Annotated in this window: 20 protein-coding genes; 13 read left to right on the top strand and 7 right to left on the bottom strand. The window is 69.6% G+C overall.

What is annotated here, in order from left to right; genetic code table 11:
- The first annotated feature begins 4 nt into the window (after window positions 1-4).
- From uvrC to JOE57_RS15900, 9 genes are all read left to right on the top strand, one after another.
- The gene (gene uvrC / locus JOE57_RS15860; RefSeq protein WP_204919524.1) at window positions 5-2,008 is read left to right on the top strand and encodes an excinuclease ABC subunit UvrC; all 2,004 of its coding nucleotides are present in this window, start codon (window positions 5-7) and stop codon (window positions 2,006-2,008) included.
- Window positions 2,009-2,015: 7 nt separating this feature from the next.
- Window positions 2,016-2,906 carry an RNase adapter RapZ gene (rapZ, locus tag JOE57_RS15865; RefSeq protein ID WP_338041342.1) on the top strand — a complete coding sequence of 297 codons (891 nt, stop codon included), beginning with the start codon at window positions 2,016-2,018 and terminating at the stop codon, window positions 2,904-2,906.
- A complete protein-coding gene (locus JOE57_RS15870; protein WP_420827686.1) occupies window positions 2,903-3,883 on the top strand; it encodes a gluconeogenesis factor YvcK family protein in 981 nt (326 codons plus the stop codon). The genes rapZ and JOE57_RS15870 overlap by 4 nt, the downstream gene beginning before the upstream one ends.
- 85 nt (window positions 3,884-3,968) lie before the next feature.
- The gene (gene whiA, locus JOE57_RS15875) at window positions 3,969-4,955 is read left to right on the top strand and encodes a DNA-binding protein WhiA (protein WP_204919526.1); all 987 of its coding nucleotides are present in this window, start codon (window positions 3,969-3,971) and stop codon (window positions 4,953-4,955) included.
- 159 nt (window positions 4,956-5,114) lie between these two features.
- Complete coding sequence (gene gap, locus JOE57_RS15880) at window positions 5,115-6,119, top strand: type I glyceraldehyde-3-phosphate dehydrogenase (RefSeq protein WP_204919528.1); 1,005 nt, start codon at window positions 5,115-5,117, stop codon at window positions 6,117-6,119.
- 97 nt (window positions 6,120-6,216) lie between these two features.
- Window positions 6,217-7,422: a phosphoglycerate kinase gene (locus tag JOE57_RS15885; protein WP_204919530.1), complete on the top strand. Its 1,206-nt coding sequence runs from the start codon at window positions 6,217-6,219 to the stop codon at window positions 7,420-7,422.
- 41 nt (window positions 7,423-7,463) lie between these two features.
- A complete protein-coding gene (gene tpiA, locus JOE57_RS15890; RefSeq protein ID WP_204920513.1) occupies window positions 7,464-8,234 on the top strand; it encodes a triose-phosphate isomerase in 771 nt (256 codons plus the stop codon).
- A gap of 87 nt (window positions 8,235-8,321) precedes the next feature.
- The gene (secG, locus tag JOE57_RS15895) at window positions 8,322-8,567 is read left to right on the top strand and encodes a preprotein translocase subunit SecG (RefSeq protein ID WP_204920514.1); all 246 of its coding nucleotides are present in this window, start codon (window positions 8,322-8,324) and stop codon (window positions 8,565-8,567) included.
- A gap of 58 nt (window positions 8,568-8,625) precedes the next feature.
- Complete coding sequence (locus JOE57_RS15900; RefSeq protein ID WP_204919531.1) at window positions 8,626-8,982, top strand: RNA polymerase-binding protein RbpA; 357 nt, start codon at window positions 8,626-8,628, stop codon at window positions 8,980-8,982.
- Between the two features lie 90 nt (window positions 8,983-9,072).
- Here the strand turns inward: JOE57_RS15900 and pgl are convergent, their stop codons facing one another.
- Genes pgl through tkt form a run of 5 tightly spaced genes read right to left on the bottom strand, consistent with a single transcriptional unit; the run spans window position 9,073 to window position 15,849 of the window.
- Window positions 9,073-9,786 carry a 6-phosphogluconolactonase gene (gene pgl / locus JOE57_RS15905; protein ID WP_204919535.1) on the bottom strand — a complete coding sequence of 238 codons (714 nt, stop codon included), beginning with the start codon at window positions 9,784-9,786 and terminating at the stop codon, window positions 9,073-9,075.
- Entirely contained in the window at window positions 9,786-10,937 is a 1,152-nt protein-coding gene (locus JOE57_RS15910) for a glucose-6-phosphate dehydrogenase assembly protein OpcA (protein ID WP_204919537.1), read from the bottom strand. Before JOE57_RS15910 ends, pgl begins: the two co-directional genes overlap by 1 nt.
- A complete protein-coding gene (gene zwf / locus JOE57_RS15915; RefSeq protein ID WP_204919538.1) occupies window positions 10,937-12,469 on the bottom strand; it encodes a glucose-6-phosphate dehydrogenase in 1,533 nt (510 codons plus the stop codon). Before zwf ends, JOE57_RS15910 begins: the two co-directional genes overlap by 1 nt.
- A gap of 10 nt (window positions 12,470-12,479) precedes the next feature.
- The gene (tal, locus tag JOE57_RS15920) at window positions 12,480-13,592 is read right to left on the bottom strand and encodes a transaldolase (RefSeq protein WP_204919539.1); all 1,113 of its coding nucleotides are present in this window, start codon (window positions 13,590-13,592) and stop codon (window positions 12,480-12,482) included.
- 40 nt (window positions 13,593-13,632) lie between these two features.
- Entirely contained in the window at window positions 13,633-15,849 is a 2,217-nt protein-coding gene (tkt, locus tag JOE57_RS15925) for a transketolase (protein ID WP_338041343.1), read from the bottom strand.
- 247 nt (window positions 15,850-16,096) lie between these two features.
- On the opposite strand from tkt, the gene JOE57_RS15930 reads away from it, so the two are divergent.
- Both JOE57_RS15930 and ligD read left to right on the top strand, forming a co-directional pair.
- A complete protein-coding gene (locus JOE57_RS15930; protein WP_338041406.1) occupies window positions 16,097-17,032 on the top strand; it encodes a heme o synthase in 936 nt (311 codons plus the stop codon).
- Window positions 17,029-17,991: a non-homologous end-joining DNA ligase gene (gene ligD, locus JOE57_RS15935; protein ID WP_204919542.1), complete on the top strand. Its 963-nt coding sequence runs from the start codon at window positions 17,029-17,031 to the stop codon at window positions 17,989-17,991. The genes JOE57_RS15930 and ligD overlap by 4 nt, the downstream gene beginning before the upstream one ends.
- Before the next feature lie 11 nt (window positions 17,992-18,002).
- Here the strand turns inward: ligD and JOE57_RS15940 are convergent, their stop codons facing one another.
- On the bottom strand, window positions 18,003-18,764 hold the full coding sequence (locus tag JOE57_RS15940; protein WP_204919543.1) for an ABC transporter permease: 762 nt from the start codon (window positions 18,762-18,764) through the stop codon (window positions 18,003-18,005).
- Window positions 18,761-19,492 (bottom strand): ABC transporter ATP-binding protein, encoded by a 732-nt coding sequence (locus JOE57_RS15945; RefSeq protein ID WP_420827687.1) that lies wholly within the window; start codon window positions 19,490-19,492, stop codon window positions 18,761-18,763. Before JOE57_RS15945 ends, JOE57_RS15940 begins: the two co-directional genes overlap by 4 nt.
- A gap of 112 nt (window positions 19,493-19,604) precedes the next feature.
- Here JOE57_RS15945 and JOE57_RS15950 point away from each other — a divergent pair, with 112 nt between their 5' ends.
- Together JOE57_RS15950 and sufB are read left to right on the top strand one after the other, a co-directional pair.
- Window positions 19,605-20,342, top strand: a complete 738-nt coding sequence (locus JOE57_RS15950) for a helix-turn-helix domain-containing protein (RefSeq protein ID WP_204919544.1) — start codon at window positions 19,605-19,607, stop codon at window positions 20,340-20,342.
- Entirely contained in the window at window positions 20,339-21,799 is a 1,461-nt protein-coding gene (sufB, locus tag JOE57_RS15955) for a Fe-S cluster assembly protein SufB (protein WP_204919545.1), read from the top strand. Before JOE57_RS15950 ends, sufB begins: the two co-directional genes overlap by 4 nt.
- The last annotated feature ends 21 nt before the right edge of the window (window positions 21,800-21,820 follow it).

Here is a 21,820-nt window from a genome sequence, read left to right on the forward strand (position 1 = left end):
TGCAGTGGCCGACCCCTCCTCCTACCGTCCCGCGCCGGGAGCCATTCCGACAGCGCCGGGCGTCTACCGCTTCTTCGACCAGCATGGCCGGGTCATCTACGTCGGCAAAGCCAAGAGCCTGCGCTCGCGGCTGAACTCCTACTTCGCCGACCTGAGCAACCTGCACTCGCGCACTCAGTCGATGGTGCTGACGGCGGCCAAGGTCGACTGGACGGTGGTGCAGACCGAGGTCGAGGCGCTGCAGCTCGAATACTCCTGGATCAAGGAGTTCGACCCGCGGTTCAACGTCAAGTACCGCGACGACAAGTCCTACCCGTGGCTGGCCGTCACCCTGGCGGAGGAGTTCCCCCGGGTGATGGTCGGCCGCGGCCCCAAGCGCAAGGGCAACCGGTACTTCGGGCCCTACTCGCACGCCTGGGCGATCCGGGAGACGGTCGACCTGCTGCTTCGGGTGTTCCCAATGCGTTCCTGCACCAAGGGCGTGTTCAAGCACGCCAAGCAGATCGACCGGCCGTGCCTGCTGGGCTACATCGGCAAGTGCTCCGCCCCCTGCGTAGGCCGGGTCAGCGCCGATGAGCACCGGGCGATCGTCGAGGACTTCTGCCGCTTCATGGCCGGCCAGACTGCTCCGATGCTGCGACGGCTGGAGAACGAGATGAAGGCGGCCAGCGCCAGCCTCGAGTTCGAGCGCGCAGCCCGGCTGCGCGACGACATCGGTGCGCTGCAGCAGGCGATGGAGAAGAACGCCATCGTGCTGCGGGACGGCACCGACGCCGACGTGGTCGCCCTGGCCGAGGATCCGCTGGAGGTGGCGATCCAGATCTTCCACGTCCGCGGGGGCCGGGTCCGCGGCGAGCGGGGCTGGGTCGCCGACCGGGTCGACGATGCCGACACCGGTGAGCTGCTGGAGAAGTTCCTGGTCCAGCTGTACGCCGAGCAGCTGTACGCCGAGGGCGACCCCGAACCGCCGGAGGCCGCGTCCATCCCGCGGGAGATCCTGGTACCCGCCGAACCCTCCTCGGTGGAGACCCTCACCCGGATGCTCAGCGACCGGCGCGGCTCCCAGGTCGCCATCCGGGTCCCGCAGCGGGGAGACAAGAAGGTGCTGATGGAGACGGTGTCGCGCAACGCCCAGGAGGCGCTGATCCGGCACAAGACCAGCCGGGCCGGCGACCTGTCCACCCGCAACCGCGCCCTGGAGGAGATCCAGCAGGCGCTCGACCTGCCGACCGCGCCGCTGCGGATCGAATGTTTCGACATCTCCAACCTGCAGGGCACCGAGGTGGTGGCCTCGATGGTCGTGTTCGAGGACGGGCTGCCGCGCAAGGGGGAGTACCGCCGGTTCGTCATCCGCGGTGTGGAGGGGCAGAACGACGTCGCCTCGATGCACGAGGTGATCACCCGCCGGTTCCGTCGGCTGCTGGACGACCGTGCCGCCGCCGCCCCGGTCGACGGCGAGGGTCCGCTGCTGGTCGACCCGACCACCGGTGCTCCGCGCCGGTTCGCGTACACGCCCAGTCTGGTGGTCGTCGACGGAGGTCCGCCGCAGGTGGCGGCCGCCGCCCAGGCCATGCTCGAGCTGGGGATCGACGACGTGGCGCTCTGCGGGCTGGCCAAGCGGCTCGAAGAGGTCTGGCTGCCTGACACCGACGAACCGGTGATCATGCCCCGCACCAGCGAGGGGCTCTACCTGCTGCAACGGCTGCGGGACGAGGCCCACCGGTTCGCCATCACCCACCACCGGTCCCGGCGTAGCAAGTCGATGGTCGAGTCGTTGCTGGACCAGGTGCCGGGTCTCGGCGAGGTGCGGCGCAAGGCACTGCTGGCTCACTTCGGCTCCCTGAAGAAGCTCCGTGCGGCCACCGTTGAGGAGATCGCCGACGTGCCCGGGTTCGGGTTGAAGACCGCGTTGGCCATCAAGTCGGCGTTGCAGCAGAAGCCGGAAGGGGAGTCGATCAACACCGCCACCGGAGAGGTGCTCGGCGGCGTAGACAACCGGGCGGGATAATGGCCGGGTGAGCACCGAGCAGCCTGCGACCCCTGAAGCACCGGAGCCCTTCCGGCTGGTGGTGCTGACCGGCATGTCAGGCGCCGGCCGCAGCACCGCAGCCAACGCGCTGGAGGACCTGGGCTGGTATGTGATCGACAACCTGCCGCCGAGCGTGCTGCCGCAGGTCTGCGCGCTGGCGCAGCAGTCCGAGATCAGCCGGCTGGCCGTCGTCCTGGACGTGCGGACCCGGACCTTCTTCGAACAGCTGCCCACCATGTTCACCGACCTGAACGCGGTCGGCACCCTGCCCGAGATCCTCTACCTCGAGGCGAGCGACGACGTGATCGTCCGTCGGCAGGAGTCGGTCCGCCGACCGCACCCGCTGCAGGGCGACGGCCGGCTGCTCGACGGCATCCTCCGTGAGCGGGAGACGCTGGCCACGCTCCGCGCCGCGGCCGACCTGGTGATCGACACCTCGTCCCTCAATGTGCACCAGCTCACCTCCCGGGTCGCCCATGCCTACGGCGGACCGGACAACGACCAGCTCCGGGTCACCCTCGTCTCGTTCGGCTTCAAGAACGGCATCCCGGTCGACGCCGACCTGGTGGTGGACGTGCGCTTCCTGCCCAACCCGCACTGGGTGCCGGAGCTGCGCCCGCTCACCGGGCTGACCCAGCCGGTCAGCGACTACGTGCTCGGACAGAAGGGCGCCGAGGAGTTCCTCGACCGGCTGCAGGACCTGTTGAATGTGATGGCCGGCGGCTACATCACCGAGGGCAAGCGGTTCGCCACCATCGCCATCGGGTGCACCGGCGGCAAGCACCGGAGCACGGCGATGGCGGAGGAGTTCGGCCGCCGGCTCCGTGCCCAGGGGATGGCCACCAAGGTGCTGCACCGCGACGTGGGCCGGGAATGAGCTCGGCGCTGTCGCTGCCGGGGGGGCTGACGATCAACCCGCGACTGCCGGCGGTGGTCGCCTTCGGCGGTGGGCACGGGCTGTACGCCAACCTGACCGCCCTACGTCGCGTCACCGACCAGCTGACGGCGGTGGTGACGGTGGCCGACGACGGCGGCTCCTCCGGCCGGCTCCGCGACGAGCTGGACTGTCTCCCGCCCGGCGACCTGCGGATGGCACTGGCGGCGCTGTGCGGCGACGACGAGTCCGGCCGGACCTGGGCTGAGGTGCTGCAGTACCGCTTCCGCGGTACCGGCCCGCTGAGCGGTCACGCGATCGGCAACCTGCTGATCGCCGGGCTGTGGGAACGGCTGGGCGACCCGGTCGCCGGGCTGGACATGGTGGCCTCCCTGCTCGGCGCCCGTGGTCGGGTGCTGCCGATGTCGTCTGTGCCGCTGGAGATCGAGGCCGAGGTGATCGGGCTGGACCCGATGCTGCCGGACGAGATCTCCTCCATCCGCGGCCAGGCGCAGGTGGCCAAGACGACCGGCGAGGTCCGCGCCGTACGGCTGCATCCGCATGATCCGCCGGCCTGCCCGGAGTCGGTCGAGGTGGTGCTGGCGGCCGACTGGGTCATCCTGGGCCCCGGCTCCTGGTTCACCTCGGTCATCCCGCACCTGCTGGTGCCGGAGCTCGCCGCCGCCGTCAGCAGCACCCCCGCCCGGCGGTTGCTCACCCTCAACCTGGAGCCCGCCGGCGAGACCGAAGGCTTCACCGCGGCCCGGCATATCGAGCTGCTGGCCGAGCACGCGCCCCGGCTGCGGCTGGACGTGGTCCTTGCCGATGCGCGGTTCGCCGCCGAGGACAGGCACCTGAAATCCTACGCCGCCTCACTCGGTGCCGAGCTGGTCGTCGCCGACTTGGCAGCCCGGGACGGCTCGCCGCGCCACGACCCGCTGCGGCTGGCGTCCGCCTACGCGGAGATCTTCGACAGCTGACCACAGAGTCTTAGCCGGCCCGGGCCGGAGGCGGATTTCCGGGGCTGATGGGCTATCCGGCGGGTGAGCGTGGCATCATGCAGCAATGGCGATGACGGCGCAGGTGAAGGCAGAACTGGCGACGATCAAGGTCACCAAGCCCAGCTGTCGGAAGGCGGAGGTGGCTGCGACGCTCCGGTTCGCGGGCGGCCTGCACATCGTCAGCGGCCGGATCGTGATCGAGGCCGAGCTGGACACCGGTGCCGCCGCCAGGCGGCTGCGGACCGAGATCGCCGACGTGTTCGGTCATCCCAGCGACCTGGTCATCGTCAACGGCTCCGGCCTGCGGCGCGGCACCCGCTACATCGTCCGGGTGATCAAGGAGGGTGAGGCGCTGGCCCGGCAGACCGGGCTGATCGACTCCCGTGGTCGGCCCGCCCGGGGACTCCCGGCCCAGGTCGTCAGCGGCGGCCTGGACGAGTGCGTGTCCGCCTGGCGCGGAGCCTTCCTGGCCCACGGTTCGCTGACCGAACCGGGCCGCTCGATGGCCCTCGAGGTTACCTGCCCCGGCCCGGAGGCGGCGCTGGCCCTGGTGGGCGCGGCCCGGCGACTCGGCATCAGCGCCAAGGCGCGCGAGGTCCGCAACGTCGACCGGGTCGTCATCCGCGACGGGGACGCGATCGGCCAGCTGCTGACGAGGCTGGGCGCGCACGAGTCCCTCCTCGCCTGGGAGGAGCGCCGGATGCGGCGGGAGGTCCGTGCCTCGGCCAACCGGCTGGCGAACTTCGACGACGCCAACCTGCGCCGCTCGGCACGGGCCGCGGTGGCCGCAGGGGCCCGGGTGGAGCGTGCTCTGGAGATCCTCGGCGACCAGGTGCCGGACCACCTCAAGGCGGCCGGGCTGCTCCGGATCGAGAACAAGCAGGCCAGCCTGGAGGAGCTCGGCCAGCTGCACAACCCGCAGCTGACCAAGGATGCCGTCGCCGGCCGGATCCGCCGGCTGTTGGCCACGGCCGACAAACGGGCCGCCGAGCTCGGCATCCCCAACACCGAGGCCAACCTCAGCCCGGACATGCTCGAGGACGCCGAATAGCCGGCGGCCGGCCCCGGCACTGAGACCAGCGTCGGCCTGGTCTGGGCTGCGTACCACCGCTAGGTCCGGTACCTAGCGCAGAACGCGAAGTTCGTTACTGTGGGTAGTGTCCGAAACGACTTCGAGAATTGCCCCTGAGCAGGATGGAGACACACCAGCATGACCGTACGTGTGGGTATCAACGGCTTTGGCCGCATCGGCCGCAACTTCTTCCGCGCCGCCGTCGCCAGCGGCGCCGACATCGAGGTGGTCGCCTTCAACGACCTGGGCGATGACGACACCCAGGCCCATCTGCTCAAGTACGACTCGATCCTCGGCCGGCTCGGCCAGGAGGTCGCGGTCGTCGAGGGCGGCATCAAGGTCGGCGACAAGGTCATCAAGTCCTTCGCCGAGAAGGACCCGGCCGCGTTGCCGTGGAAGGACCTGGGCGCCGATGTGGTGATCGAGTCCACCGGCTTCTTCACCGACGCCACCAAGGCCAAGGCCCACATCGACGCCGGCGCCAAGAAGGTCATCATCTCGGCTCCCGCCAAGAACGAGGACTTCACCGTGGTGATGGGCGTGAACGACGGCGACTACGACGCCGCCACGCACCACATCATCTCGAACGCCTCCTGCACCACCAACTGCCTGGCGCCGATGGCCAAGGCACTCGACGACGAGTTCACCATCGTCAAGGGCCTGATGACGACCATCCACGCCTACACCCAGGACCAGAACCTGCAGGACGGCCCGCACAAGGACCTGCGTCGCGCCCGCGCCGCAGCCATCAACATCGTGCCGACCTCAACCGGTGCGGCCAAGGCCATCGGCCTGGTGCTGCCGCAGCTGAAGGGCAAGCTGGACGGCTTCGCCCTGCGGGTCCCGGTGCCGACCGGCTCGGCCACCGACCTGACCTTCGAGGCCGGTCGGGAGACCACCGCCGAAGAGGTCAACGCCGCCGTCAAGGCGGCTGCCGAGGGCCCGCTCAAGGGCTACCTGCTCTACACCGAGGACCCGATCGTCTCGACCGACATCGTCACCGACCCGCACTCCTGCATCTTCGACGCGGGCCTGACCAAGGTCATCGGCAACCAGGTCAAGGTCGTCGGCTGGTACGACAACGAGTGGGGCTACTCCAACCGGCTGGTCGACCTGGTGAATCTGGTCGGACAGTCTCTCTGATCTCCTCCGCTGACCCGTCACGCCTCTCGAACGCCTCGGCCGACGAGAAGGGTGACGGGTCGGTGCATGGAATCACTCACGTGAGAAAGGCAGACCGATGAAGTCCGTTTCCGACCTTGGTGACCTGCGCGGCAAGAGGGTCCTGATCCGCTGTGACCTGAACGTGCCGCTGGACGGCCAGACGATCACCGACGACGGCCGCATCCGCGCCTCGTTGCCAACCCTCAACCAGCTGCGCGAGGCGGGCGCCCGAATCGTGGTGCTGGCGCACCTCGGTCGCCCGAAGGGCAAGGTCAAGCCGGAGTTCTCGCTGGCCCCCGCCGCCAGCCGGCTGTCCGAGCTGCTGGGGGTCCCGGTCACGCTGGCCGAGGATGTTGTCGGCCCGTCGGCGCAGGCTGTCGTCGCGGGTCTCGGCGACGGTGACGTGGCCATGCTGGAGAACGTCCGGTTCGAGCCAGGTGAGGAGTCGAAGGACGAAGCGGAGCGCGGCGCCCTGGCCGACCGGTACGCCGCCCTCGGCGACTTCTTCGTCTCCGACGGGTTCGGTGTGGTGCACCGCAAGCAGGCGTCGGTCTATGATCTCGCCTCCCGGCTGCCGAGCGCGGCCGGCAGCCTGGTCAAGGCCGAGGTGGAGGTGCTCCGGCAGCTCACCGAGTCGCCGAAGCGCCCGTACGTCGTCGTTCTCGGTGGCGCCAAGGTGTCCGACAAGCTGGCCGTCATCGCCAACCTGATCAAGACCGCCGACACCCTGGTGATCGGCGGTGGCATGGTGTTCACCTTCCTTGCCGCACAGGGGTACGAGGTGGGCAAGAGCCTGCTGGAGGCGGACCAGATCGAGGCCGTCAAGGGCTACCTCAACGAGGCTGCCTCGGGCGGCAAGCAGATCGTGCTGCCGTCCGACATCGTGGTGGCCCCGGAGTTCAAGGCCGACGCGCCGGCCACCGTCGTCGCTGCGGACGCGATGCCCGCCGACCAGCTCGGCCTGGACATCGGCCCGGAGTCGGCCAAGGTCTTCGCTGCGGTGATCAGCTCGGCTCACACCGTGTTCTGGAACGGTCCGATGGGGGTGGCCGAGATGGAGCAGTTCGCCGCCGGGACCCGGGCGGTCGCCCAGGCGCTGACCGAGGTCGACGGGCTGTCCGTCGTCGGCGGCGGCGACTCGGCCGCGGCGGTCCGCGACCTCGGCTTCGCCGATGACGACTTCGGCCACATCTCCACCGGTGGCGGCGCCAGCCTGGAGTACCTGGAGGGCAAGACCCTGCCAGGCCTTGAAGTACTCGAAACCAACCCACAGGAGTCCTGATCGTGGCCAGCAAGACCCCCGGCCAGAGCCGCAAGCCGCTGATGGCCGGCAACTGGAAGATGAACCTCAACCACGTCGAGGCCGTCGGCCTGGTGCAGAAGCTGACCTGGACCCTGGACGACAAGCGGCACGACCCGGAGAAGTCCGAGGTGGTCGTGCTGCCTCCGTTCACCGACCTCCGGACCGTGCAGACCCTGGTCGAGGGCGACCGGCTCACCCTCGGCTACGGCGCCCAGGACGTCTCGGCCCACGACAACGGCGCCTACACCGGCGAGATCTCGGTCGAGATGCTGGCCAAGCTCAACTGCAGCTATGTCGCGGTCGGGCACTCCGAGCGGCGGCAGTATCACGCCGAGGACGATGCGCTGGTCAACGCCAAGACCGCCAAGGCGCTGAGTGGGGGCATCACCCCCATCGTCTGTGTCGGCGAGGGTCTGGACGTCCGGCAGGCAGGTCAGCAGGTGCCGTACACGCTGTCTCAGGTCGACGGCGCGCTGGCCGGTCTCACGGCCGAGCAGGTGGCTGCCCTGGTGATCGCCTATGAGCCCGTCTGGGCCATCGGCACCGGTGAGGTGGCCACCCCCGAGGACGCCCAGGAGGTCTGCTCGGCCATCCGCTCCCGGCTGTCCGAGGTGCACGGTGCCGACGTCGCCGACAAGGTGCGGATCCTCTACGGCGGTTCGGTGAAGTCGAACAACGTGGCCTCGATCATGGCTCAGCCGGATGTCGACGGCTGCCTGGTCGGGGGTGCCAGCCTGCAGGTGGAGGAGTTCGCCGCGATCGCACGGTTCTACGATCTGCCCGCCCTCTGAGGTGAGTTCTCGCGGCGCGACGGTGTGAGTTAGGCTACGTCAGTGGATTTTGCGCTCGTTTACCTCACCCCTCTGTTGGTGCCGATGATGTCGGCGCCGATCACGGTGTTCTCGATCCTGCTGCTCGTCACCAGCGTCGCCCTGGCCCTGGCGGTGCTGCTGCACAAGGGTCGTGGCGGTGGTCTGTCCGACCTCTTCGGCGGCGGCATCTCGTCGTCCATGGGCGGGTCGTCGGTGGCTGAGCGCAACCTTGACCGGCTGACGATCATCGTCTCGGTGGTGTGGCTCGCCTGCATCGTGGCGTTGGGCCTGTTGTACAAGCTGCAGGCGTAGTCTGCACACACTCGAACGCTCGCGTTCGCACTCTACGAAGGACAAGGGAGAACTAATCGTGGCTGGTGGAAGTGCCATTCGTGGCAGCCGGGTCGGCGCTGGGCCGATGGGGGAGGCTGAACGCGGCGATGCGGCGCCTCGACTGTACGTGTCGTACTTCTGTTCGCAAGGGCACGAGACCAAGCCGGCCTTTGCCGCCGACGCGCAGGTGCCCGACACCTGGGACTGTCCCCGCTGCGGGCTGCCGGCCAACCTCGACTCCAAGAACCCGCCGCCGCCGCCGCGGATCGAGCCGTACAAGACCCACCTGGCGTACGTGAAGGAGCGGCGGACCGACAAGGAAGCCGACGACATCCTCAGCGAGGCTCTGCAGGCGCTGCGGGACCGCCGCGCCCGCGGCGAGGTCATCTACTGATCGCCCCCACTTCGCGCACCTTGGTGTGACCTCGCACAGGGTTGACCCTGTGTGACGACCACCAAGGTGCGCGAAGTCGTGCTTTTGCTGCTATTCGGGGAGCTGGCTGGCAGCAGCGCGGTCGACCCACCAGAGCGTGTCGCCGGCGGCCGACACCGCGGACCCCGGCAGGGCCAGGTCACCGTCGCGGACCCTCCGCAGCGCCTCCGCCTTGTCGTCGCCGCTCACGCAGAACCACACCTCGCGGGAGCGGTTGATCGGGTCGAGGGTGAGGCTGATCCGCTCCGGTGGCGGCTTGGGGGAGGAGCGCACCGGCATCACCGTGCCGGTGCGGGCCGCCTCCAGGGACGGATGGTCCGGGAAGATCGACGCCACATGGCCGTCGGGTCCCAACCCGAGCAGGCAGAGGTCGAAGACGGTGTCGGCCAGCTCGGCTGCATAGGCCGCCGCGGCCCGGTCCAGGTCCAGCCCGCTGTCGCTGGCCGGCATCTGATGCACCCGTGCCGGCGCCAGGCCCTCGACCTCGCCCAACGCGTCCAGAGCCTGCTTCGCGTTGCGGTCGGGATCGGCGTGCGGCACCCAACGCTCGTCGCCCCACCAGAGCTCGACCCTCGACCAGTCGACCGGACGCGCGCCCAGGCGCTGGTAGATGCTGGCCGCTATCCGACCACCCGTGAGTGCCAGCTGGACCACCCTCGTCGGGCTCTGGCTCTGCAGCTCGGCCAGTCGGGTGGCCAACCGGTCGGCGACGGCGTCGGCGAGCCGGTCACCGTCGGCGAAGCGAACCAGGTCCTGGGCCACCATCAGCCCTGCTTCGCGGTCCGGGCGGCGGCCGACTTCTTCTTGGCGCCGGCCCTCGTGCCGCCGGCCTTGGTGGCGCCGGCCTTGGTAGCAGTGGCCCTGGTAGCAGTGGCCTTAGTACTGTCGGCCTTCCGCGTCGCCGGTGCCTTCCGGGTGGGCTCCTGGGCCTCCACCGCTCTGCGGACGGCGGCCTTGGCGGCGGGCGACTTCGTGGCGGCGGACCTGGTGGCGCTCTTCCTGGTGGAACTGTTCCTGGTCCGGCGCCTCAGCAGGGCCTGCAGCGTCTGCTCGAAGATGTCGTCGGGGTCCATCCGGCGCAGCTCCTCGGTGATCAGCTCCGAGACACCGCGCCGCTTCAGCGCCACCAGCCGGTTCGGCTGGCCGGGGACCGAGTAGGACGCGAGCAGACCATCCGGACGGGTGATCGCGATGTCACCGGCGGCGGTCGTCATCCGGACCGCGGTGATCCCCGGCCCCTCGCTGACCACCTGGTTGACCTCGATCTTCAGCCGCGACTGCAGCCAGGCCGCGAGCAGGTCGGCCGACGCGTTGTTCCGCTCCGCCTCCACCACTGCGCCCGACACCTTGGCCGGGTACTGGTCCAGCGCGGCCGCCAGCAGCGCCCGCCACGGCGTCAGCCGGGTCCAGGTCAGGTCGTTGTCGCCGGGTGCGTAGTTGCGGGCCGTCGACTCGAGCGCGGCCCGTGGCCGGGCCGTCCCCATCGCGTCGGTGATCCGACGTCGGGCCAGCTGGGCCAGGTCGTCGCTGGCCGGGTCGACCGGTCCCTTGCCGGGCCACCAGATCACCACCGGTGAGTCGGGCAGCAGCAGGGCCCGGATGACCGAGGCCGGGTGTCGGGCGACGGCGCCCCGCATCCTGATCACCACGACCTCGCCCGGGGTGCCCTCGCCGATCCGGACCTCGGCGTCGAGGCTTGTGGTCCGGCTGGGTGCGGTCACCACCAGCAGGATCCTGGACGGGTGCTCCCGACCGGCTTCCGTACTGGCCTTGAGCGCCTCCTGAAAGCCGTCCTCGCCACAGACGATGATCAAGGTCAGCACCATGCCCATCGCCGGGCTGCCGGCACTGCGCCGTGCCGACAACAGTGCCGAGGAGATCTTGGCCGCATTCGTGTCGTGCAGGTTGATGATCATCAGGGACGCCTCCAGACAAAGCCGTCGCGGGCCAGCATCTCGTTCGCGCTCTCCGGACCCCAGGTCCCCGACAGGTAGTCCTCCGGACGTTCGTCCTGGCTCGCCCAGTAGTCGAGGATCGGGTCGAGGATCTGCCAGGCCAGCTCGACCTCCTCATGCTGGGGGAACAACGGCGGGTCGCCGAGCAGCACGTCCAGGATCAGCCGTTCATACGCCTCGGGGCTGGACTCGGTGAACGAGCCGCCGTAGGCGAAGTCCATGTTGACCTCGCGGATCTCCATCTGGGTGCCGGGCACCTTCGCCCCGAACCGCAACGTCACACCCTCGTCCGGCTGGATCCGCAGCACCAGGGCGTTGTAGCCGAGCTCCTCGGTGTCGGTCTTGGTGAACGGCAGGTGCGGCGCACGCTTGAAGCCCAGGGCGATCTCGGTCACCCGCCGAGCCAGCCGCTTGCCGGTACGCAGGTAGAACGGCACGCCGGCCCAACGCCGGTTGTCGATGTCGACCCGGATGGCCGCATAGGTCTCGGTCTTGGTGTCGTCGGGGATGCCCTTCTCGTCCAGGTATCCCTTGACCTTCTCGCCCCCGGCCCAGCCGCCGGTGTAGCGACCGCGGGCGGTGTGCAGGTCCATCCGCTGCGGTGGCTGGGTGGCCGCCAGTACCTTCTGCTTCTCCGCCCGCAGCTGCCGGGCGTCGAACGAGGTCGGCTCCTCCATCGCGGTCAGCGCGAGCAGCTGCAGCAGGTGGTTCTGGATCACGTCCCGGGCCGCGCCGATGCCGTCGTAGTAGCCGGCCCGGCCGCCGATGCCGATGTCCTCGGCCATCGTGATCTGGACATGATCGACATAGTTGTTGTTCCAGACCGGCTCGAACAGCTGGTTGGCGAAGCGGAGCGCCAGCAGGTTCTGCACAGTCTCCTTGCCGAGGTAATGGTCGATCCTGAACACCGACGAGGAAGGGAAGACCTGCGAGACGACCCGGTTGAGCTCGCGGGCACTGCGCAGGTCGTGACCGAAGGGCTTCTCGATCACCACCCGGCTCCACCGGCCCTCGTGCTGCTCCGCCAGTCCGTTCTCCCGCAGCTGATCAACAACGGTCGGGAACAGGCCCGGCGGGATCGACAGGTAGAAGGCGTGGTTGCCGCCGGTGCCGCGGGCCTCGTCGAGGTCGGCGATGGTGGCCTTCAGCCGGGCGAACGACTCGTCGTCCCCCAGCTCGCCGGGAACGAAGCGGATCCCCTCGGAGAGCTGCTTCCATACCTCCTCGCGGAACGGTGTGCGCGCATGCTGCCGCACCGCCGAGTGGACGATCTGAGCGAAGTCCTGCTGCTCCCACTCCCGGCGGGCGAAACCCACCAGGGCGAAGCCGGGAGGAAGCAGCCCCCGGTTGGCCAGGTCATAGACGGCCGGCATCAGCTTCTTGGTGGACAGGTCGCCGGTGACGCCGAAGATCACCAGCACACAAGGGCCGGCGATCCTCGGCAGTCGGCGATCTTGTGGGTCTCTGAGCGGGTTCTCGCGGTCGAGGGTCACCTGGAGGACTTTACTCGCCCTCGGCGCCGCGGAGGGCGTCGGTCACCGTCGCGGCGAGCTCGTCCCAGGACTTCTGGAACTTGTCGACGCCTTCGCGTTCAAGGACCGCGACCACGTCGTCGTAGTCGACCCCGACAGCGGCCAGCGAGTCCATCAGCTGCTGGGCCTCGGCGGCCGCACCGGTCACCTTGTCGCCGAGCACCTCACCATGATCAGCAAAGGCCTGCATCGTCTTGCCAGGCATGGTGTTCACGGTGCCGGCCACCACCAGTTCGGTCACATAGAGGGTGTCGGGCAGCGACGGATCCTTCACTCCGGTGGAGGCCCACAGCGGACGTTGCGGGCGGGCGCCGCGGGCGGCGAGCGTACGGAACCGGTCAGAGTCGAAGGCCTCGGCGAAGATCGCGTAGGCCAGCCGGGCGTTGGCGATCGCCGCCTTGCCCTTGAGTGCCTGCGCTTCCTCGGTGCCGATCGCGTCCAGTCGCTTGTCCACCTCGGTGTCCACCCGGGACACGAAGAAGGATGCCACCGAGTGGATCTGGCTGAGGTCGTGTCCGGCCTCGGCGGCCCGCTCGAGGCCGGAGAGGTAGGCGTCGATCACCCTCCGGTAGCGCTCCAGGGCGAAGATCAAGGTCACATTGACACTGACGCCCGACCCGATCACCTCGGTGATCGCCGGCAGCCCTTCGACGGTGGCCGGGATCTTGATGAGGGCGTTCGGCCGGTCGACGATCTTCCACAGCTCCTCGGCCTGGCTGATGGTGCCCTCGGTGTCCTTGGCCAGGCCCGGCTCGACCTCGATCGACACCCGGCCGTCGACACCGCCGGTGGCGGCCGATGTCGCCGCCAGCAGGTCGCAGGCGTTCCGCACGTCGGTGGTGGTCAGGGTGGTGATCGCCTCGTCGACCGAGGCGTGCTGGCCGGCCAGCTCGTTGACCTGGTCGTCATAGGACTCTCCCTTGGAGAGCGCGCTGGCGAAGATCGTCGGGTTGGTGGTCACCCCGACGACCGAGGACCCGGCGACCAGCCGGGCCAGCTCACCGGAGTTGATCAGCTCCCGGGACAGGTCGTCGAGCCAGATGGAGACACCCGCGTCGGCGAGTGCCTTGAGTCGATCACTCATGAAGTCTCCTGATCACGTCGTTCGACCAGCGGTTCGCTGGTCAGTTGAGGGGGTTGGTTGCGGTGCCCTGGTTCTCCTGGTCGTCGCCAGGGCCGAGCGGGCCGCTGGCGGCGCGGTGAGCCGGCGCCGAGACGCTGCCGGCCGCCTCGATCGAGTCCCTGGCCGCGGCTACCACCGCCTCCGGGGTGAAGCCGAACTCCTTGAACAGGGTGGCGGCGTCGGCGCTGGCGCCGAAGTGGTCGAGGCTGATGATCCGGCCGGCGTCACCGACCAGCTCGCGCCAGCCCTGCGCCACCCCCGCCTCGATGCTGACCCGGGCCCGGACGTCCGGCAGGATCACCGAGTCGCGGTAGGCCTGGTCCTGCTCGTCGAACCACTCCCGGCAGGGCATCGAGACCACCCTGGCGGCGACACCCTCGGCGGCCAGTGTCTCCTGGGCGGCGACCGCGTACTGCAGCTCGGAGCCGGTGCCGATCAAGATCACCTCAGGGGTGCCGTCGCAGTCCTTCAGGATGTAGCCGCCCCGGGCGACCCCGTCAGCGGCGGCGAACCCGTCGGTGTCCCGCGGGAAGGTGGGGAGGTTCTGCCGGGACAGCGCCAGCCCGGCCGGACGGTCGGTGTGGCCGAGAACGGTCCGCCAGGCCACCACGGTCTCGTTCGCGTCGGCCGGGCGGACCACGTCGAGACCGGGGATCGCCCGCAGCGCGGCCAGGTGCTCGACCGGCTGGTGGGTCGGGCCGTCCTCGCCCAGACCGACCGAGTCGTGCGTCCAGACGTAGGTGACCGGCAGCTTCATCAGTGCCGCCAGCCGGACGGCCGGGCGCATGTAGTCGCTGAACACCAGGAAGGTGCCGCCGTAGGGGCGGGTGCCGCCGTGCAGCGCGATGCCGTTCATGATCGAACCCATGGCGTGCTCCCGGATGCCGAAGTGCAGCACCCGGCCGTACGGTCCACCGCTGAACATCTTCGACTGCCGGTCCTCGGGCAGGAAGCTGGGCTCGCCCTTCGGCGTGGTGTTGTTGGACTCGGCCAGGTCGGCCGACCCGCCCCAGAGCTCGGGGAGCTCGGCGGCGATCGCGCTCAGCACCTCGCCGGAGGCCTTCCGGGTGGCGACACCCTTCGGATCGGCGTCGAAGCTCGGCAGGGCCTTGACCCAGTCCTCGGGAAGGGTTCGGCTGGACATCCGGTCCAGCAGCGCCGCCGCAGCGGGGTTGGCCGCCTTCCAGGCGTCGAAGGACGGCTGCCACTCGGCCTCGGCCTGGGTACCCCGCTCGGCCAGCAGCCGGGTGTGGGCGATCACCTCGTCGGCCACCTGGAACGTCTGCTCCGGGTCGAAACCGAGCAGCTTCTTGGTGGCCGCCACCTCGTCGGCCCCGAGTGCGGAGCCGTGCGCCTTGCCGGTGCCCTGCGCGTTGGGTGCCGGCCAGCCGATGATCGTCTTCAGGTTGATGAAGGTCGGCCGGTCCGTCACCTCGTGGCCGGCCCGGATCGCCGCCTCGAGGGCAGCGACGTCCTCGGCGTAGGTGGTGTCGCCGCCGGTCCAGTCAACGGTGTGCACGTCCCAGCCGTACGCGGCGTAGCGGGCACTGACGTCCTCGGTCAGGGCGATGTTGGTGTCGTCCTCGATCGAGATCCGGTTGTTGTCGTAGATCAGCGTCAGGTTGCCCAGCCGCTGGGTCGCGGCCAGCGAGGAGGCCTCGGAGGAGATGCCCTCCTCGATGTCGCCGTCAGAGGCCAGGGCATAGATCTGGTGGTCGAACGGGGACGTCCCCGGCGCCGCCTCGGGGTCGTACAGGCCGCGCTCGCGGCGGGCCGCCATCGCCATCCCGACCGCATTGCCGACGCCCTGGCCGAGCGGCCCGGTGGTGGTCTCCACGCCGCGGGTGTGCCCGTGCTCGGGGTGACCCGGAGTCAGCGAGCCCCAGGTGCGCAGCGCCTTCAGGTCGTCGAGCTCCAGGCCGAAGCCACCCAGGTAGAGCTGGATGTAGAGCGTCAGGCTGGAGTGCCCGCAGCTCAGCACGAAGCGGTCGCGGCCCAGCCAGTGCGGGTTGGCCGGATTGTGCCGCATCACCTTCTGGAACAGCAGGTACGCCACCGGCGCCAGGCTCATCGCGGTGCCGGGGTGACCGTTGCCGACCTTCTGGACGGCGTCTGCCGCGAGCACCCTGACGGTGTCGACAGCGCGACGGTCGAGGTCGGTCCAGCCTTCGGGTACGGATGCCTGATCTGAGGAGGCCTGATCTGAGGTCGCTGTCACGGCGGGGGTCCTTCCGGGCGAGGGTGTCAGGGGCTGCGCGGCCAAACTGGTCGGCCTTCGTGAGCCTACCGGCCTGTTCGGTACCCGGATACGGGGTGGGCAAACCCCGGACGGGCACGGCCCTGGCCGGGGCGTCTGCCGGGCCGTGAGTCGATGTGCCAACCGCGTTCGGGGGTCATAGACTGCTCGAGGTGCTCTCGGTCCCGGGTGGCACGACGGCGAGAAGGATTTGAGGATCTTGACGAGCATCGACGCGTCCGCACCGACGACGGCGGCCCCTGCGGTCGCCGAATCCGTCCGGTGGCGGGACGTGGTCAGCGGTTACGTCGGGCTGACGAAACCGCGGATCATCGAGCTGCTGCTGGTCACCACGGTGCCGGCGATGTTCCTCGCCGCCGGCGGAGTGCCGCCACTGCTGCTGGTGCTGGCCACCATGGTGGGCGGCTGCTTCGCCGCGGCCAGTGCGAACGTCTTCAACTGCGTGCTGGACCGCGACATCGACGAGCGGATGCGCCGCACCCGACGGCGCCCGCTGCCCAGGCACACCGTCGGTCCGCGGGCCGCCACCGTCTTCGGCGTCGTGCTCGGCATCGCGGCCACCCTGTGGCTCGGACTCTTCGTCAACTGGCTCTCGGCCGCACTGGCGCTGGGTGCGAACGCCTTCTACGTCTTCGTCTACACCATCTGGCTGAAGCGACGGACGTCACAGAACATCGTCTGGGGCGGCATCGCCGGCTGCTTCCCGCCGTTGATCGGCTGGACCGCGGTCACCGGGTCGGTCGGCCTGGCGCCGTTCATCCTGTTCGCGATCGTCTTCTTCTGGACGCCGCCGCACACCTGGGCGCTCGCCTTCCGCTACCGCGAGGACTACGCCGCTGCCGAAGTGCCGATGCTGCCGGTGGTGATGGCCGCCCCCGCGGTCGCCGTCCGCATCCTGGTCTACTCGGTGCTGACCGTCGCCACCTCGCTCGCCCTCTGGCCGGTGGCCGGCACCGGGTGGCTCTACCCGACGGTCGCCGTGCTCGCCGGTGCCGCGCTGCTCTGGGAGTCGTGGCAGCTGCTGCGTCGCGCGACCGCCGGGCTGCTCGGGTCCGAGCTCCGGCCGATGCGCCTCTTCCACTGGTCCAACTCCTACCTGGCGCTGATCTTCGTCGCTGCCGCAGTCGACCCGCTGTTGCGATGAGTGCCCAGTCGCCGGCCGTCGAGATCGAGGTCGGTCCGCACCTGGTGCGGGTCACCAACCCGGACCGGGTCTACTTCCCCGAGCGCGGGTTGACGAAGCTCGACCTGGTCAACTACTACCTCGCTGTCGGCGACGGGATCTTCACCGCGCTGGAGGAACGGCCCTGCATGCTGCACCGCTATCCCACCGGGGTGACGGGGGAGAAGGTGCACCAGAAGCGGCTGCCCGCGGGTGCGCCGCCCTGGGTGCAGACGGTCCGGGTCGAGTTTCCGCGGTACGGCCGGCACGCCTACGAGCTGTGCGTGACCGAGCTGGCCAGCATCATCTGGGCCGTACAGATGTCGACGGTGGAGTTCCATCCGTGGAACTCGCGCCGGGCCGACACCGAGCGGCCGGACGAGTGGCGGATCGACCTGGACCCGATGCCGGACTGCGACTTTGACCGGGTCCGCCGGGTCGCGGCCGTGGCGCGCGAGGTGCTGGAGGAGCTCGGCGCGACCGGCTGGCCGAAGACGTCGGGCGGGCGTGGGCTGCACGTCTACGTCAGGATCGAGCCGGACTGGGGGTTCGCCGACGTACGGCGGGCGGCGCTCGCCTTCGCCCGGGAGGTGGAGCGGCGTGCCCCCGAGGACGTCACCACCGCCTGGTGGCGCAAGGACCGGGACCCGGCCGCCCTGTTCGTCGACTACAACCAGAACGCCCGTGACCACACGATCGCCAGCGCCTACTCGGTCCGCGGCGTCCCCGACGCCCGGGTGTCGGCGCCGCTGAGCTGGCACGAGGTGGCCGAGGCGGTCCCGCAGGACTTCACCGTGGAGACCATGCCGGACCGGTTCGCGCGGCTCGGTGACGTGCACGCCGGCATCAACGACACCGTCTTCTCGCTGCAGCCGCTGCTGGACTGGGCCGAGCGGGACGAACGGGCCGGTGCCGTGCTGCCACCCCTGGACGACGAGTAGGCACTGGCGGGTCAGGACGTCCAGCGGAACTTACGCCAGGCCGTCAGCCCGGCGACGACCAGCCAGAGCGCGAGGACGCCGAGCGGTGCGACCGGTGCGTGCCCACTGGACCAGGAGCGCAGCCCTTCGCCCAGTGCGGCCGTCGGCAGCCACTCCAGCACCGGCTGGGCCCAGCCCGGGTACCGCTCGACCGGCAGCACCAGTCCGCCGCAGCCGGCCAGCAGCAGGTAGATGAGGTTGGCCAGGGCCAGCGTCGCCTCGGCCCGCAGGCTGCCGGCCAGCGCCAGCGCCAGGCAGCAGAAGACGGAGACCGCCAGCAGCACCAGCACCAGCGCCAGCAGAGTGGGGACCGGGCGCAGCAGTGGACGCCAGCCCAGCAGCACGGCCGCCGTCGACAGCACCACCAGCTGGCCGAGCAGGACCAGCCCGACCGAGAGACCCTTGCCGGCCAGCAGGCCCGACCTGCGCAGCGGCGTCGCGGCCAGGCGCTCCAGCACCCCGTACCGGCGCTCGAAACCGGTGGCGATCGCCGTCGAGGTGAAGGCCGACGACCAGATCGCCAACGCCAGCACCGACGGGGCCAGCACCTGCATCTCGCCCAGCCGGCCGGCGAGCAGCCGGCCCGCCACCAGGACGCCGATCGGGATGACGAGTGCCACCAGCAGCTGCTCACCGTTGCGCACCAGCAGCTTGGCCTCGGTCAGCCCGTGGCCCAGCACCCGCCGCACGGCGGGTGCCGCACCGGCCGCCGGTCGGAGGTCGAGGGCGGTCACGAGCCCACCGCCGCGTGGGTGTTGGCCAGGAAGACGTCCTCGAGACTCTGGCCGTGACCGGTCAGCTCGGCGACCGTTCCGGTGACGGTCACCCGGCCCCGGTCGACGATGAAGATCCGGTCCGCCAGCGCCTCCGCCTCGTCCATCGCATGGGTGGTCAGCACTACGGTGACGCCGGCGTCCCGCAGCTCGCCCAGCAGCTCCCAGGTGCTCCGCCGGGCGTGCGGGTCCAGCCCGGCCGTCGGCTCGTCCAGGAACACCAGCTCGGGTCGACCGACCAGGGCACCGGCCAGGTTGACCGCCTGCTGCTGTCCGCCGGACAACCGTCGGTAGGGGGTGTCGCGGTAGCTGGTGATGCCTAGCCGCGACATCAGCGCCGGCACCGGTTGCGGGTGGGCGTACAGCGACGCGAGGTAGACCAGCAGCTCGCCTGGCCGGATCCCGGACCAGGCCCCGGTGCTCTGCGGCATCATGCCGACCCGTGCGGTGGCATGCGGCGAGCCGGGGGCTGACCCCAGTAGGCTGATGCTGCCGCTCGCGGGGGAGACCAGGCCGGTGCAGGAGCGGATCAGGGTGGTCTTGCCGGCGCCGTTCGGTCCGAGGACGGCGGTGATCCGGTTGGCCGCGGCGTTCAGGCTGAGGCCGTTCAGCACCGGCGTCGAGCCGAACCTGACGACCAGGTCGCGGACCGTCAACGGGTCGTGGATCTCGGGCACGGACGAGGACACGTCAGCAGTGTAAGCACGTCGATCTGTGGGCCCACGCTGGCAGGTGCCAGCGACGGCCGGGTAAGGCAGACCTTATTTGAATAGTCCGCTGGAATAAGAGCACACTAGTGTTGTGAAAAACATCCGGAACGTCGCTCCCGGCGTTTCGGCGGCACCCGAGACGGACGCCTCCACCAGGCAGCTGGTGGCCCGCTCGATCCTGGAGCACGGACCGTCGACTGCCGCCGAGCTCGCGGAGCGTCTTGGACTGACGGCCGCAGCGGTGCGTCGTCACCTCGACGTGCTGCTGGAGCACGGTCTGCTCGACGCGCGCGAGCAGCGCATCTACGGTGCCCGTGGACGCGGACGACCTGCCAAGGTGTTCGCCCTGACCGACAAGGGCCGGGCCGACTTCTACTCCGCCTACGACGACCTGGCGATCCAGGCTCTGACCTACCTGGCCGAGACCGGGGGACCGGACGCCGTGTCACAGTTCGCGCAGTCGCGGATCGCCGCCGTCGAGGACCGCTACGGCGAGATCCTGGCTGCGGCCGGCCCCGAGGTGACGCCGGCGCAGGCGCTGGCGCAGGCGCTCTCCGACGACGGTTACGTGGCCTCCACCCGGCCGTCGGCTCTCGGCGAGCAGCTCTGCCAGCACCACTGCCCGGTAGCGCACGTCGCCGAGCGGTTCCCGCAGCTGTGCGAGGTGGAGACCGAGACCTTCTCCCGGCTGCTGGGCGTGCACGTCCAGCGGCTGGCGACCATCGCCCACGGTGACGGCGTCTGCACCACCCACATCCCGCACCACCCGCAGCACCACGCGGACCCCGAAGTTGTCCAGCTGACCCCCAAGGAAAGGCCCTATTCATGACGCAGACTCAGGATCCGACCATTCAGCAGGGCCGGCCTGTCGGCACCGGCCAGACCCAGGACCAGCATCTCGAGGCGCTGGGCCGGTACCGGTTCGGCTGGGCGGACTCGGACGCGGCCGGTGCTATCGCCCAGCGCGGCCTGACGCCGGAGATCGTCGCCAACATCTCCAGGTTGAAGAACGAGCCGGAGTGGATGCTCAACCTGCGGATGAAGGGCCTGAAGCTCTTCGAGCGCAAGCCGATGCCGACCTGGGGCGCCGAGCTCGACGGGATCGACTTCGACAACATCAAGTACTTCGTCCGGTCGACCGAGAAGCAGGCCGCCAGCTGGGATGACCTGCCCGAGGACATCAAGAACACCTACGACAAGCTGGGCATCCCGGAGGCCGAGAAGGCCAGACTGGTGTCCGGCGTCGCCGCCCAGTACGAGTCCGAGGTGGTCTATCACAAGATCAACGAGGAGCTGGAGAAGCAGGGTGTCATCTTCCTCGACACCGACACCGCGCTGAAGGAGTACCCGGAGCTGTTCCAGGAGTACTTCGGCACCGTGATCCCGGTCGGCGACAACAAGTTCGCCGCCCTGAACACCTCGGTCTGGTCCGGCGGCTCGTTCATCTACGTCCCCAAGGGCGTCCACGTGGACATCCCGCTGCAGGCGTACTTCCGGATCAACACCGAGAACATGGGCCAGTTCGAGCGGACCTTGATCATCGTCGACGAGGACGCCTACGTGCACTACGTCGAGGGCTGCACGGCGCCGATCTACTCCTCCGACTCGCTGCACTCCGCAGTGGTGGAGATCATCGTCAAGAAGGGCGCTCGCTGCCGCTACACCACGATCCAGAACTGGTCGAACAACGTCTACAACCTGGTGACCAAGCGCGCCACCTGTGAGGCGGGCGCCACCATGGAGTGGATCGACGGCAACATCGGCTCCAAGGTGACGATGAAGTACCCGGCCGTCTACCTGATGGGGGAGTACGCCAAGGGCGAGACGCTCTCGGTGGCCTTTGCCGGCGAGGGTCAGCACCAGGATGCGGGCTCGAAGATGGTGCACTGCGCGCCGCACACGTCCAGCTCGATCATCTCCAAGTCGGTCGCCCGCGGTGGCGGCCGGACCTCCTACCGCGGCCTGGTCCAGGTCCAGGAGGGCGCCCACCACTCGGCCAGCACGGTCAAGTGCGACGCGCTGCTGGTGGACCAGATCTCGCGATCGGACACCTACCCCTATGTCGACGTCCGCGAGGACGACGTGTCGATGGCGCACGAGGCCACCGTGTCCAAGGTGAGCGACGACCAGCTCTTCTACCTGATGAGCCGCGGCATGGAAGAGGACGAGGCGATGGCCATGATCGTGCGTGGCTTCGTCGAGCCGATCGCCCGCGAGCTGCCGATGGAGTACGCCCTCGAGCTGAACCGCCTGATCGAGCTGCAGATGGAGGGCGCCGTCGGCTGACGCCGCGGACCGTCCGTCGAT

This window comes from Microlunatus panaciterrae, from assembly GCF_016907535.1.
GTDB lineage: Bacteria > Actinomycetota > Actinomycetes > Propionibacteriales > Propionibacteriaceae > Microlunatus > Microlunatus panaciterrae.

What these genes read in the sequence shown, in the direction of transcription:
- JOE57_RS15870 (WP_420827686.1), top strand. Translation starts at nt 2,903, where the DNA reads ATGAGCTCGGCGCTGTCGCTGCCGGGGGGGCTGACGATCAACCCGCGA.
- whiA (WP_204919526.1), top strand. Translation starts at nt 3,969, where the DNA reads ATGGCGATGACGGCGCAGGTGAAGGCAGAACTGGCGACGATCAAGGTC.
- gap (WP_204919528.1), top strand. Translation starts at nt 5,115, where the DNA reads ATGACCGTACGTGTGGGTATCAACGGCTTTGGCCGCATCGGCCGCAAC.
- JOE57_RS15885 (WP_204919530.1), top strand. Translation starts at nt 6,217, where the DNA reads ATGAAGTCCGTTTCCGACCTTGGTGACCTGCGCGGCAAGAGGGTCCTG.
- tpiA (WP_204920513.1), top strand. Translation starts at nt 7,464, where the DNA reads ATGGCCGGCAACTGGAAGATGAACCTCAACCACGTCGAGGCCGTCGGC.
- secG (WP_204920514.1), top strand. Translation starts at nt 8,322, where the DNA reads ATGTCGGCGCCGATCACGGTGTTCTCGATCCTGCTGCTCGTCACCAGC.
- pgl (WP_204919535.1), bottom strand. Translation starts at nt 9,786, where the DNA reads ATGGTGGCCCAGGACCTGGTTCGCTTCGCCGACGGTGACCGGCTCGCC.
- JOE57_RS15910 (WP_204919537.1), bottom strand. Translation starts at nt 10,937, where the DNA reads ATGATCATCAACCTGCACGACACGAATGCGGCCAAGATCTCCTCGGCA.
- tal (WP_204919539.1), bottom strand. Translation starts at nt 13,592, where the DNA reads ATGAGTGATCGACTCAAGGCACTCGCCGACGCGGGTGTCTCCATCTGG.
- ligD (WP_204919542.1), top strand. Translation starts at nt 17,029, where the DNA reads ATGAGTGCCCAGTCGCCGGCCGTCGAGATCGAGGTCGGTCCGCACCTG.
- sufB (WP_204919545.1), top strand. Translation starts at nt 20,339, where the DNA reads ATGACGCAGACTCAGGATCCGACCATTCAGCAGGGCCGGCCTGTCGGC.